The organism is Candidatus Saccharimonadales bacterium (genome assembly GCA_036388415.1).
In the GTDB taxonomy this organism is placed as follows: domain Bacteria; phylum Patescibacteriota; class Saccharimonadia; order Saccharimonadales; family UBA4665; genus UBA4665.
Genome location: DASVRW010000002.1, coordinates 746978 through 760260 on the forward strand (window position 1 = coordinate 746978; position 13283 = coordinate 760260).

General features: G+C 46.0%; 13 protein-coding genes and 1 tRNA gene. 2 read left to right on the forward strand and 12 right to left on the reverse strand.

Going from position 1 to position 13283, the window contains the following annotated elements; translation table 11 throughout:
* Nucleotides 1–51: 51 nt before the first annotated feature.
* Nucleotides 52–324, forward strand: coding sequence for a hypothetical protein (locus VF575_04010; GenBank protein HEX8182737.1), 273 nt, complete (start codon nt 52–54; stop codon nt 322–324).
* On the opposite strand, the gene VF575_04015 is transcribed toward VF575_04010, so the two are convergent.
* Nucleotides 308–1084 (reverse strand): coenzyme F420-0:L-glutamate ligase, encoded by a 777-nt coding sequence (locus VF575_04015; GenBank protein ID HEX8182738.1) that lies wholly within the window; start codon nt 1082–1084, stop codon nt 308–310. The two genes, VF575_04010 and VF575_04015, sit on opposite strands and share 17 nt — an antisense overlap.
* Nucleotides 1085–1149: 65 nt before the next feature.
* Between VF575_04015 and VF575_04020 the strand changes: the two genes are divergently transcribed.
* Nucleotides 1150–1707: a hypothetical protein gene (locus tag VF575_04020; GenBank protein ID HEX8182739.1), complete on the forward strand. Its 558-nt coding sequence runs from the start codon at nt 1150–1152 to the stop codon at nt 1705–1707.
* Here VF575_04020 and VF575_04025 read toward each other — a convergent pair.
* The 11 genes from VF575_04025 to tsaB form a co-directional block, all read right to left on the reverse strand.
* Nucleotides 1690–2892, reverse strand: coding sequence for a hypothetical protein (locus tag VF575_04025; GenBank protein HEX8182740.1), 1203 nt, complete (start codon nt 2890–2892; stop codon nt 1690–1692). The two genes, VF575_04020 and VF575_04025, sit on opposite strands and share 18 nt — an antisense overlap.
* A gap of 75 nt (nt 2893–2967) precedes the next feature.
* Entirely contained in the window at nt 2968–4428 is a 1461-nt protein-coding gene (locus VF575_04030) for a hypothetical protein (protein HEX8182741.1), read from the reverse strand.
* A 208-nt stretch (nt 4429–4636) separates the two neighbouring features.
* Nucleotides 4637–6031 carry a hypothetical protein gene (locus VF575_04035; GenBank protein ID HEX8182742.1) on the reverse strand — a complete coding sequence of 465 codons (1395 nt, stop codon included), beginning with the start codon at nt 6029–6031 and terminating at the stop codon, nt 4637–4639.
* A gap of 399 nt (nt 6032–6430) precedes the next feature.
* Nucleotides 6431–7186 carry a hypothetical protein gene (locus VF575_04040; protein HEX8182743.1) on the reverse strand — a complete coding sequence of 252 codons (756 nt, stop codon included), beginning with the start codon at nt 7184–7186 and terminating at the stop codon, nt 6431–6433.
* A gap of 144 nt (nt 7187–7330) precedes the next feature.
* Complete coding sequence (locus VF575_04045) at nt 7331–8074, reverse strand: hypothetical protein (protein ID HEX8182744.1); 744 nt, start codon at nt 8072–8074, stop codon at nt 7331–7333.
* 94 nt (nt 8075–8168) lie between these two features.
* The gene (locus VF575_04050) at nt 8169–9263 is read right to left on the reverse strand and encodes a Fic family protein (protein ID HEX8182745.1); all 1095 of its coding nucleotides are present in this window, start codon (nt 9261–9263) and stop codon (nt 8169–8171) included.
* Nucleotides 9264–9540: 277 nt separating this feature from the next.
* Nucleotides 9541–9616 (reverse strand) — tRNA-Pro (locus tag VF575_04055).
* Nucleotides 9617–9740: 124 nt separating this feature from the next.
* A complete protein-coding gene (locus VF575_04060) occupies nt 9741–10541 on the reverse strand; it encodes a TIGR00282 family metallophosphoesterase (protein ID HEX8182746.1) in 801 nt (266 codons plus the stop codon).
* Nucleotides 10538–11137: a class IV adenylate cyclase gene (locus tag VF575_04065; GenBank protein HEX8182747.1), complete on the reverse strand. Its 600-nt coding sequence runs from the start codon at nt 11135–11137 to the stop codon at nt 10538–10540. The genes VF575_04060 and VF575_04065 overlap by 4 nt, the downstream gene beginning before the upstream one ends.
* A gap of 11 nt (nt 11138–11148) precedes the next feature.
* Entirely contained in the window at nt 11149–12663 is a 1515-nt protein-coding gene (gene rny, locus VF575_04070; protein ID HEX8182748.1) for a ribonuclease Y, read from the reverse strand.
* A gap of 226 nt (nt 12664–12889) precedes the next feature.
* Complete coding sequence (gene tsaB / locus VF575_04075; GenBank protein HEX8182749.1) at nt 12890–13282, reverse strand: tRNA (adenosine(37)-N6)-threonylcarbamoyltransferase complex dimerization subunit type 1 TsaB; 393 nt, start codon at nt 13280–13282, stop codon at nt 12890–12892.
* Nucleotide 13283: the final 1 nt, after the last annotated feature.

The window sequence follows — 13283 nt, forward strand, 5'->3', positions numbered from 1 at the left end:
TATAGAACGACATAACTAAATGGTGTTGAATGGGGGTTATAAGGAGCATGTATGGAAGCAAATCGTAGCACAGCCGGAAAATCTCGGTACCTGATTATACTCACCATACTGCTACTGCTTGTGGCAGGTGTTATAGTGGCGCGTGGTGCCTTGTCGAGCGTCGACAATCGAACGCAGCCAACTCAGCAAAGTCCGCGGACGACGAATCAAAACTCTACCGAAAGTACAAACGGTTCAACTCAGGAAACCAATACGCCAAGCGACCGTACCGTACCAAGTCAATCCGGAGGCGAAGCCAACACTATTCTTAATCCTTCGCAGTAGTATCAATTGACGGCTTGTGCCGCCCGCCGGGACGCCAGTCGGCTGTAGTCAAAAATGGCTGAAACAAATCAGTTTCGATCGACAGCGTCGTTTCGGCGAGTTGTTCAGCAGTTGGATCATGGTTCTCAAATTGAACGGTCGAAGCATCAGTCAATACGCAGAGCGGTGTTTGCTCAGCGCCTTCACCCATAGCCAGTACCGCAGCAGCCGCTATACCTTCTGCCACATTTGCCTGCGTGACGCCAAATGGCCGCCCGAAGATGTCGGGCTTACCTATGTAATTATTGAGCGCCGCAAAGCCACTGTGAGCCAGCGATATGCCTGTCGTTCCACGCCGGAGCGGCCTGGTCGTACTGTCTGTTATGACAACTCCAACTTCGCGTATATTGTGTTTACGCAAAAGATGCGCGCGGACCTCATTAGCAGTCTGCTGCGAATTCCGCGGCCAAAGAATGTAATATCCTTCGCCGTTCGACTCATCTATACCGGCCATGGCGATAAGCGTATTGCCGACAATCGTAAAATGATGCCCGTATGCGCTAGCTTCTGCCGGCAAATACAGATCGGATTCACGCACCACTAAATCGGCTTTGCTAATATCATCATATGGAACGATACTGCCTTCACAGATTGACACGATTTTTGACGTAATGACGACAATGCTTTTCTCGGTCACAACGGGCAAGTATGTATCGAGTACATCATACAAAGTTTGCTGACTTGCAACAATTTTCGCTGTTTTTATAGCCGATATGATCATATTCTGACGCGTCCTTGCCTGTCTTTGCGCTCACTTGCTATCTACATCAGTGTATACTACAAGGGATGGATCCTCGAGAGATTGATACATTAATCATGGAATGCGCGAAAAGTCTGGCTGTCGCGCATGACAAGCGTGACTTGTATCAGAAAATTGTAAATACACCGTTTATGTATAAGCGCGAAACCACGCTGCTTGGACTCGGCATCATCGTGCTCCTACTCAAAAACGACGATCAGCATACGCTCGACCGTGTCGCCCTGTCCCGAACTGAACGCGCCCAGGGAGCTGTCCAAATATCGGTCAAAAAGTTTGAGGATATTCGCATCCCGCTGGATGCCAAAGAAAACATCCTGATCCACGCCCTCGATACTGACGAGTTCAAAATGATTACGGACTGGAAATATATGTTTATCCCAGCGCTGACAGCCCAGGAGGCGCGGCTGAACCAGGCCGGTGCCGCCATCGATTGCAGCGTCGTGTATCCGCTCAGCCGGCTTCCAGGCGGCGGCGTCATGATCTTTAGTTTCTTTGAACCTATGAGTACACTGACGGGCTTGCATCATCGTTTTATGCGCAGCTATGCCGACGCCTGCACGACAGCACTAAATGTTCTCAAGTAATAAGGCTGACGCATACCTACTAACCCGTATGTTAGTCGCGCGTCCGTCCGTCCAGCTAAACAGGGTTTGAAAGCCTTTTTCAGGACATTTTTTATCATACGCCATCGTTTGATACGGATAGGGTTCATCGGGCGGATGCCAGTTGTCCCTAAAATATATACCGCCCGGCCGTGATGGATCGGGTGTGCCAAATTCCTGTTCTAGCAAGACGCCATTCGGCGCTAAAGGCTGCAGGCAGTTATGCAGTATCCACTTTAGCATTTCGGGCTTATTTTTGTACGGATACCACCAGGTCGATCCAAATCCCAAATCAAAACCACCATTTGGTATATACGGCAGGCGAACTTCTGCAGCTGCCATATCAATATTCCATGCAAATTCGACATCGTTCGTTTCCGCGGTCATCGATGTATCAAAACGCTCCAAATTTGCAGGATTTCGCAGTTCTATTGGATAGTGTGAATTCGATCGTGTTCGGTGACTCCTCTCAGGAGTTGGCTCGGGCTGAATATCAACGCCCAATATGCGGCCAAATTTTCTGCCAGGATTTGTGGAAGTTGCGATATGTATTTGGGATTCTACAAGCGCCTTGTCTCTTTCGGTTAGACTCGTATCTTCAAAACTAATTTTTTTGAGGCGTGAAAATTCCATGCGCATGGCGAGCTGCTTAACTCCGATGCCGATACTGGTACCGTAGTCAATCAGTGTTGGTGCTTCGCCAAAACGCTCACCGTAGACCGCTGCAGCCAGACATACGGCCTTATAGCGCCCGACGACGATGCTATCCAGCGGCTGCCCGACGTAATCATCGATAAATTCCTTGCGTTTTACGGGGTCAGCGGCAATCTCTGTGATGACGCCACTCCACCGCTCCGGCTTATCATAGCTGTACGGGTAATCCGGGTCTTCGTAGCGAGGATACTGGAGAACGGCCAGTGCCTGTTTGATCCGGTGTGAAGTCGAGCTATCAAGCTGCGACATCGCCTGATCCATCATAGATCTGACATTGCCGTCAGGCTCAAGGTAGGCATCCCGCAGCCCTCTCGCAAAGCTAGCATAATATTCGTCATCGAGTGGCGGACTCTGCGCCAAGTCATCAAGCGTCCGTAAAAATCGCCGTTCGTTATCCGTCTGTACTGACGAACGCTCTGATTGTTGTCGTAGTGTAGGTATATGTTCGTTCATAGAGGTATTACAGGCTCAGCGATACCTCTATGATAGCAAATTGAGGCTAACTGCGTATAACAGAAACTGCTCAGGTTAACGGGCGTAGCGACCGAAGCCTCTGGCTGCACCATTTTGTGGCTTAAACTTGCCACATCCAATTCCGTCAAAGTTGGGGTTAGCTTGAACTTTGAGTGAGGAGTCATCTACTTTAAACATTGCCTTGTATTTTTTCATGTTGTTCGTTTTAATTGCTTTGACCTGTTCCGGCGTTTTGCCTATCAGTTGCCTTTTGTTTTCGGGGACTGCGTAGGATACACCGGTTTTCATGTCGTTAGGCTTCGTGGTCGAGCGTCCGGCATAATTGCTTCGAGCGATGACCGTGTCGCCTCTACTTGCTCTATCGGCTATGCCTACAAGGTGTATGCCGACGGGGTTGTTTTCATCAACCATTTTAGCTGTAAGGTTTTTTTCGATCACCAATTTTGCGACCTTGCCAGCTGCAAGAATACCATGCCTAGCGTAAGCGGCTGTAGTGTGGTCAATCTTTATACCACTACCGCCATACTCAGGAACAGTTGGAGCACCAGCTCCAATCTTGATAGCGGATCCACTTGGCGCACCGTAAAGTATGTTACGACTCATACGGCCATTAGAGTATTCCTTGAGTCTATTAGCTATATTTATATATACAAGGTGATGCCGATCCTGCTCCGCATACGTAAGCGTCTCGGGATGTTCTGGAGTACTTGCGTCATGGACACAACTATTAGAGAAATTCCAATCTTTTGGGTTCTGTTTTCCGGAACTTATTGCGACCACAGCAAGAGCATGGACCCCTTTTGCGTTAAAGAATTCACTATCGACAATACTCCATTTTTTGCCCCCGGCCACCGCGAAAGCATGACTGCCCCGTCTGATTCCCTCAACACGGATATTACTAATTTTTAGATATTCAGGATTATTAAATGTAATGCCGCCACGAAGCAGTGCGGGTTTCTTTTTATCCAATGAGCTAATTGTGATCGGCTCATTTGAGGTACCTTTTAAGTCATTTATGACCATACCGCCGATGTCGTACGTACCTTTAGGGAATAGCAGCTTATCGCCAGGGTCAAGTCCTTGAATTACTTGTTTCACACTTCCCTGCTTCTTCGAGTAGACATGTCGTTCACCGGCTTCGGCTTTAGAAGCATTCATGACTGAAATACTTGTGAAGGCCGATAAAGCAAGCAGAGCGGCGCCAGCGCGGCGACCGAGACGACTTTTCGTACTACTTCGTTCAGCACCTGATCGTCTACGACCAGCCGAGACGATATGCACGTCTTCTGAAACATCGTGCGGTACATCGCTCGTATGTTGTAAATCATGGCTTTCAATAGCTTCGTTAACTGCTCGTTGATTTTTTATATCTGAGTTAACATTTTCTGTGGGGAATGGGCCATTCATAAGGTCGATATTGGATAACTTAGTTGTAGCCTCAGAGGATAATAAAAAAGGAGAAGTAGTAAGAGGTTCGTCAATAACTGCGTATGGTGTATTTCGTGATTCTTTCATAAGTTTTATAATAGCATAAGCTGTATTATTTTGCAAGTGTATTTTATAATTAGACTATAAAACAACATGCGTAATAGATATGCAACATTTTATTGCAGTATTGTAACAACGCCATTAAGTTTGAGACATTACTTAAGGCTTATAACGTATCTGCTTGCCGGCATTTAGCTTATCGGTGTATACCGTATGTACTGTGTATGAAACTACGTTATCTAGGATGCTTGGCTAGGGCACCATAAGTCTGTCTAACTTTTACATTCGCTACTGCGCCAGAACAATTTACGCGTAAGCCAGGATTAGACGTGGCTTTGATATTAGTCTTATTGTCTATTCTGAATTTTTTTAAATATTCAGACATAGGTATTTTGACGGGTTTTTGCGGAGGGGGCGTTGCTACGACCGTATCGACACCGTAGGCATAATTTGCAGCTACTTTTGCGACTGATCCGTCCTTTACATCGGTAGTAATGTAATTCATATATATCGCGGCTGAGATATTTTTATCAAGGGCGCGGACTACGAGATTGCGCATCACGATATTGTGACGGGTTTCACCAGAGAACATAATGCCACGCTTAACCTCTGAAATTGTGTTATTGACAATTGTTATACCGCTCGCGCTCGGTGTCTTATTTGGAACTACAACACCATTCCTTTCAGTATATGGAGCACCAAATCCCACCTTTATACCGGCTCCGGCAAATGCATGGAATATGATATTTCCTGAAATCAGCCCTTTTAGGCTTTGTCCTGTCCTGGGAGATCCTTCGTTGACATAGATATTATGTTTTCGATCAATCGACCCTTTGGCAGCGTCATGAATACAGTTATCGAGTACTTTCCAGTTTGAAGCAGGTCGCTTCGGCCCATACTTCGACGTAGAGATGGAAAGATTAGCATCGGCGCCTGTTTTGTTGGCGCCCGTGATTTCATTGTTTCTCACCGTAATGTGATTACCGCCGCCTATCGTTAGCGTGACGGAATTTTTTCGTGTGCCCAGCAACTTCAGATTATCGATCTGCGTATACTTAGAATCGTAGAGAGTGGTGTTGCCGACGAGTATAGGTTTGTTGCGAGGGTCCAGGGCAGTAATCCGAATTGGTTTTTTGGCAGTACCGGGGTGCATTCTTACGACCATACCGCCAATATAGTGCGGACCGCGAGGCAGACGCAGGGTATCTCCGGCACGCAGGTTGCCAATAGCAGACTTAACGGTTTGACCGGGCTTCAGTCGTCGTTCGGCAGCCTCCGCGCTTGAGGCATTTGATACTGAAATACCTGCAAATAGAGCGGTAGCCAATGCAGTACATACTAACCGGCGTCTGTTGCTGCTCGACGGTGTCTGAGATATGTTCGGATTTGCTGCTGCAAATGGTATACGTAGCTGCGGCGTGTGTAGACGCTCCATATCGTCTGGGCATGTAATATCTCCTGCAAAATTATCCGCAGAACCAGAACTGACTAATGAACTTGCAGTAACATCGCTTTGAATAACCTCGGGGTCCCGTGCGTAGAATAATTCAAGATTTGTCAGCTTATTAGCTGGGTCGGTTAATGGTAGAAAAAGTGTTGGTGTAAGTGTCTCAGAATTTGATGTCTTCATAGTATTCACGTAAACCGTGCCTCTTAATTAATAGTGTTGTTACATTACATAAGCTGTATTAATATGCAAGACTATTTTCTAATCAGTCTTTAATACAACATGTTTAACAAATACACAATATTTTATTGCAGTATTGTAACAAGTTCTACTCAAAATAAAAACATCGAAATGCCTCGCCCGGCGATATAGCGGAAATTGTCGTAAAAAGCCAGCCGTAGGATTAGGCGATATAGCGGAAATAACCCCTGTGGAAAGTAGAAATTCTACTATACAATATGATGTTGTAATATTCTATTGGTCGACCAACGGATCCAACCGAATTACGGCGCAGTTTATTATGGCTGTTAAATGCAAAAATAGCACATTCTGTAAATATACGACAAATTTGTTGAACCTCTATTAGGATATGGCCGTGCTCACTAAGCGTAAATCTTCTAACGCACTAGTGAGCATATCTGGCCCATTATTCGTTGTAGCACTAAAAGCCTGGTAATAAGGGATCTCTGTAAGATGAGCTTGTAGGCCAGCTAGGTCCACAAGCCCAGCTAGGTTATAAGATTGGATCGCCACGTTGAGGTTTTCGTCAAATCCTACTTCATCGAGTGCTATTTCGTCCATTTTTAGACCCCTAAGACCTTTTAGTAAAGCATCGGCGCCATAAGCCATAATCGCCACCTGGCCACGCCTTACGTGAACAGCTTGCGCCTTGTCCCATTTTTCTTTTAATTCGTCTGTGATAGAAGAGTCCGCTGCAAGTGGTGCGTCAAACATTTTGGGTAATTCACTATCTGCGAGTTCCATACTCGGCCATATGATAGCTAAGTCAGCACGTAAGGCTTCGCCCGTTTCAAATGGAGATATTTCTTCAATTACGTCTAAGGCGACTTCCCTGAAAGGATTTGGATCTTGTAGTCGCTCTGGTAATTGCTGCAGGTAATGACTTGCCGCCAGATAGCCAAGTCCTAAAAAGACTTCGCCGGCGTAGAGGCTGGTTTTATCTGCCTCGGTGATCGGTTGGCCGTCATACCATGTGGTTTTACCATTCCTGACGTACCAAAGCCCTTGGTCAATATCTTCATGATTATAATGTGGAGCTTCTTGGGCAATCAAATGGCTATGACCTATGATTACAAGAGCATCAACTTCTTTAGACATAAGTTATATTTTACAACTATTCATACACTACGCAAGTAGATGCAGTGTCCCACAGTCGATGCTGAAGTTAAAACAATTACTATTTCGATAATTTATGTATGAAGTTAAGCGATGTTGTAAAAGACTGACTTTTGCTAGGTATAGTTATAGCTGTTCAGCCGAACTAAAGGCTTGTTTTACCGCCGTATTTAGACTGGCGTAAGCAGCATTAAACTTATCCTGGGCTAATGTATCCTCAGATTCACATCCGATCGGAGCGTTCATCGAAATGTAATAATCGGGAAGTTGTTTAAGTACATTTGCGCTTGTCATCCTGGTAGCCGTACTTGCTTCATAATCGCCCTCTTCACGCGTCAGACCCGGGCCAAACTTGTCGGCATCACGAATAAGATCATCGGCGGTTGGCGTCATGAACTGTGAAGGATCAGAAGATTCTATACATTTTTTATAGGCATTGACTAATTCATCAGTGTTTACCAGTGTATATTTTGTATCTCCAGCAATCTGTTCGCTGAACTGCAACTTTAAATTTTTCTCATTTCTTACGATTTTAGTATTTAAACCAGGAACAATAATATATTCTTTGCTCGTATCGGCAGCGGTTTGGCGTGACGCACTATTGGCTGTAGTCGCAGTCTTAGTGTCTTTATTGCCGTTCATGACATAAAAGCCAACGCCGACAATAAGTGTGAGCGCAATGATTACGAGTAATCCTTCTATCGCACCGAATCCATTTTGATTAAATTTTAGTTTCATACCAGCCTTTTTATTATGCTTATGTTTGATTCGATAGTACTTTATACATGCTGATAATTCAATAGTTTTGATGCTCAGCGCCACGATGCAAGTGAATTTCATGAATAGCGACTGAGAGGAGTTGGCGACCATACACCGATTTATACAAAATTAGTACTTCGAATACGACAATCTTTTCAAGTATTAAATCACTCAAGTTATGAAACGAATATTTTCAATGAGTATATTAGAGGACATTTATAAGCGGTTCGAAGTTGTAAAGCTTATTGCGTTCTCTGGTAGGCGTAAGATCCCTGATCAAACCTGCTTTCACAAATTTTGCAATGAGGTTCAACGTGGTTTGCGTATTTTGAATATTGGCTCGTTTCGCGATGGATGTAGGAGTAAATGTCGGTTGCGTAAATAGAGCATCGAGTAAGCTTGATGCGTAAATCGAATTAAATTCAGGCAATCTTTCGCGAAGCCGTCTGTAGAGGTTTTCGATTCTATCAATTCGTTCTTTAGAAACCTTTGCCTGCTCACGTACAGCTCTCAAGAAAAACTCAATCCACTCTAGCCATTCATCCTGTTCGCTTACACCATTTAGTCGCTCATAATAGTCGCGGCGGTGAGTTTCAAGAAATTCTGAAACGTACAAATTTGGATACTTTGTTAAGCCTTTTTCATATAGATATAGAGGTATTAGCAACCTACCAACCCGCCCATTACCGTCAGCAAAAGGGTGTATTGCTTCGAACTGGTAATGCATGACGGCAGCTTGGATCAATCTATCTGGTTGGTCATCGCTATGCATATAATGCGCGAGGTTAGAGACAAGAGCGGGAATTTCAGTATGAACAGGCGGAACATAGCTCGCTTCGTCTATGGTTGCGCCTGGGGGGCCAATATGTACCTGGTGAGTCCTGAATTCACCGGGATTTTTGTTTTTGCCACGTACAGAATTCAAGAGCTCCTTGTGTAGCTCTTTGAAAACATTTTCATCAAGCGGTTTGTCCTTGAGGAGTTCTTTTCCATAATCTATCGCCAGACGATAGTTGGCAATCTCCCGGTAATCCCTTTGCTTCTCATTTTCTTCAGTTTCTAGTTCGTCTGCATCGAACTCCAAAACTTCTTCAAATGTTGCTTGCGTTCCCTCGATTTTTGAACTCAAGACAGCTTCTTGTGTCTCAAATGTTCTACGTATGATGGTTGGATTCAATAACCGATTAACCGCTTCATCATATCTTGCTACCGCATCCCTAGCATCAGTTAATAAACTTATAAGAGGCGTAAGATCAATATGGGGCGGTAGCTGAGGAGGTGTAAAGGGTTGTTTTGTCATAATCATTCTTCATTTCTAATCGATTAGAATTAGCATACACGTAACTCTAATCGATTAGAATTATACTCTCATTAACTCTAATATCAAGCCCTAAATTAGAATTAGGGCAAATGTATCTCTAAATATGCGGTGTCTGACAAGGTGAAATGTTGGCTATTACATTATTGTAGAAGGAGTGCATATGTACCGACGAAGAATAAGGTTACGGCACAGTAAGCACACGGCATAAAATAAAAGAACTCTGTGCAGAGTTCTTTTATTTTAAAGGTTTCAATTGTGGTCGGGGATAAAGGACTCGAACCTTCGACCTCGCGGTCCCAAACCGCGCGCGCTACCAACTGCGCCAATCCCCGTTACTACGATGCGTAACAGATAGGAATTATACTGTAATTGTCTGCAAATAGCCAACTTTTCTGTGAGTGTCGTCGATGTGCTTGAACTTAGACAGCCACTGCTACGTATCTGTTCAGTAGGTCTCTAATCGCTAATCTTGCGGATATATTGGATTGAGCGGGCTTGTCCAGTTGTTTCATCGATATCAGCAAGGACTGCGTTGCATTGCAGACGACCAGTAGATTCAAGCGTATTGCGGCTAGCCTGGCCTGTTTTCCAGCGATTTATAATGACATCGAATTCGACGCCGAGGCACGAATCCATGCTGCCGCACATACCGACATCACTGATGTGCGCCGTGCCGCCCGGTAACACCATGGCATCAGCTGTCGGCACGTGCCAGTGATCGCCAACGACGAGGCTGGCCCGGCCGTCGAGATAGCGGCCGATGACAAACTTTTCGCTGCTGTAATCGCCATGAAAATTAACGATTGTTGCTATCTTCGGCACGTCTTTTTGACTGTCGATAATTTGATCTACAATAGTGAGCGGATTATCGACAGGCTTGGCGGCATCGCGGCCAACAATCTGACCGAGTAAGCTGACGATCAATATATTACCTTTGCTGGTATTCAGATATTTATAACCTAGGCCCGGCGTACCTTCGGGATAATTGGCTGGTCGGATAATAGGCTGAGCCGGATCGTTCATAGCTTGAATAATTTCATCACGGTACAAACTCCAGTTGCCGCCGGTACAAAAATCAATTCCCATCTTTCGTAACCTGGCAAAATCTTGCAGTGATATACCCTTGCCTTCGGTTGTATTTTCGGCCTGCGCGATGACCACGTCTACATTGCACGAGCGGCGTATTTCCGACAGCATTTTTTCGACAGTCTGCATGCCGAGTTCACCCATTATGTCGCCGAGGTAGAGAATATTCATGTGATGTGCTTTGCCTGTAGCCACTGCGGCGCGGGGTCATTGAAGCTGATTATAGACAGTGTGTTGAACTCGTCATCCGATACATTGTATTCAGCTCGATACACTACCTCGACTGTCCCATGCACCCTTCTTTCCCAATCTAAATCTAGTTTATGGGCCAAATCAGCTAGAGACTGCTCGTCGGAACCTTCGATTTCAATATAGGGCTGTGCCCACGGCCATTCGTCCAACTCAATCTCAAAATTATTAAGACGCCAGCTTTCACGCCTCGTTTCCTGATATGATTTTGCGGTTAATCCCAGTTGTTCGAGGAACGTACAAGCCTGCTCAAAACTATCGACCTGCATATTAACCTCAAGTGTGCCATGTAGACTGCGGTCGTTGAGTTGTTTATAGGTCATTGTAACCTTATTCCCCTCATCCCGAACTCTGGCTAAGCCATTTTTGCTCGTATACAACCGACCATCGGGAAAATCATACATCCGGCGGCGCATGAGCCGCATGGGCTGGGCACACACAGCGCCGAGCGACAAAAGCTTGGCGCGGAGTGCATCATGATCAGCGTGGAGGAATTTTACTTCAATTTCAGGCTTCATAAGCTATCTGATTATTTAGCAAACTCGATGGCCCGTGTCTCACGGATGACATTGACTTTGATCGTACCAGGATATTGCATGCTTGATTCAATTTTAGTGGCGATATCACGGGCCAGCTTGATGGCAGTTAGGTCGTCGACCTGGTGCGGTTTGACGAAAACGCGGACTTCCCGCCCGGCGCTGATGGCATAGGATTTTTCAATACCGGGAAAGCCGTTGGCAACGTTTTCGAGGTCACGCATGCGTTCGCCGAAGTTTTCGGCAGATATGTTGCGGGCACCGGGTCGTGATGCACTAATCGCGTCAACGACGCGGATAATGAGCGCTTCGACGCTGGTGGCTTCGATGTCGTCATGGTGTTGTTCGGCAGCGAGGGCGACCTCTTCGGGCGCGCCGTATTTGCGGAGCATCTCACCGCTGATGTGGTGGTGCTTGCCTTCCATTTTGTGCGTCAGCGCTTTGCCGAGATCATGCACTAGGGCCGCATATTTGGTGATTTTGACATTTGCGCCGACTTCTTCAGCAATCATCCCGGCAATATGCGCCATTTCGGTACTGTGCTTCAGGACATTCTGACCGTAACTGGTGCGGAATCGCAGCTCGCCAAGTAAGTGTAAAACTTCTTTTGGAATACCAATTATGCCGACTTCACGAGCGGCGTCTTCACCGGCCCGGAGCACATCTTTTTCAACGTTTTTTTGTGCTTTTTCGACAACTTCCTCAATGCGGCCAGGATGGACGCGGCCGTCTTTTAATAAAAGTTCGAGAGCCTGGCGGGCGACTTCGCGGCGAACGGGATCGAATGAACTGAGGACAATATAGCCTGGAGTATCATCGACCATAATGTCGACGCCGGTCGCCCGTTGCAAAGCTTGAATGTTGCGGCCTTCTTTGCCAATAATACGGCCTTTCATTTCTTCGTCTTCGAGCTTGACGCTCGTGACCGTACGCTCAGCCGTGACTTCACTGGCCATACGCTCCATGGCGGTGGTGATAATCAGCGCGGCCTTTTCTTCAGCATTGTCGCGGGCTTCGTTTTGCATTTTATTGATCATACCGACAAGGTCATTGCTGATGTCACGCTCGGTCATTTGCATTAATTTTTCTGCTGCATCGGCCTTACTCAGTTTGGCGACTTTTTCAAGTTTTTCCTGCTGTCTGATACGAATATCACGAATTTCATTTTTGAGTTTTTCAACTTCTTCTTCGCTGTTGCGCAGGCTGGTGGTGCGTCTGTCGAGTTCGTCGAGCTTTTTATCAAGTGATTCCTCGCGGGTGATAATGCGGGCTTCAAGATCTTTGAGCTCGCTACGCCGTGTTTGCTCGTCCCGGCGGGCTTCGTCTGCCAATTTTGCGGCTTCCTCGCGAGCCTTGGAAAGTGTTTTTTCGGCCTCTTTCTTAGCTTTTTCCTGTTCTTTGAGAGCCTGCTCTTGGGCTGAGCCAACTTTTTTGTTGTTCAGCACGGTATGCGCCCCGAATCCTATTCCTAACCCTATCAGGGCAAGAATAATGGTAATTGGATCCATTATTGGTCCTTTCTATTCAGTTCAGATGTTTTAATACCGCAACGTATGAGCAATCGCTATCACTTCACTAGCTATATGGAGGGATTATTATCTGAAAATCGAATGTCGTTATGGTGATTATAGAAAATGTCGTCAGGATGTACTTATGAAAAAGTAGTTAACCCTACCATAAACTATACGCTTTACGCCTGCAAACCGTCAAACTTTCGCTGATGGCAGCAGCAAATCAGCCTTTTGGCTGGGTAATATGGACTTCAGTACCGTATACTGGCATGGCTATACCGTCAGTTTCTCCTGCCAACAAACGCGTTATGGCATCCGAGCGCCATTCGTCGCCGCTGGTTGCAATAATCGGCGCATGCAGGGCATATGACAGTGCGTTGGCAACGGTTAGCCCTATCCGAAGACCAGTAAAGCTGCCAGGTCCTGCGTAGCAGGCGATTGCATCGATATCGTTTAGGTTGTAGGAATGAGCACTTAGCATATGCCGTACGGTGTCATGAAGCGTTTCAGCAAGTTGCCGGTGGGCCATCCACGTCTGACTGGCAAGCTGGCGGGTGTCCTCATACAGCCCTATTTCGGCCTCCGGTTTATCAGTTCGTATCGTGAGAATGATCATG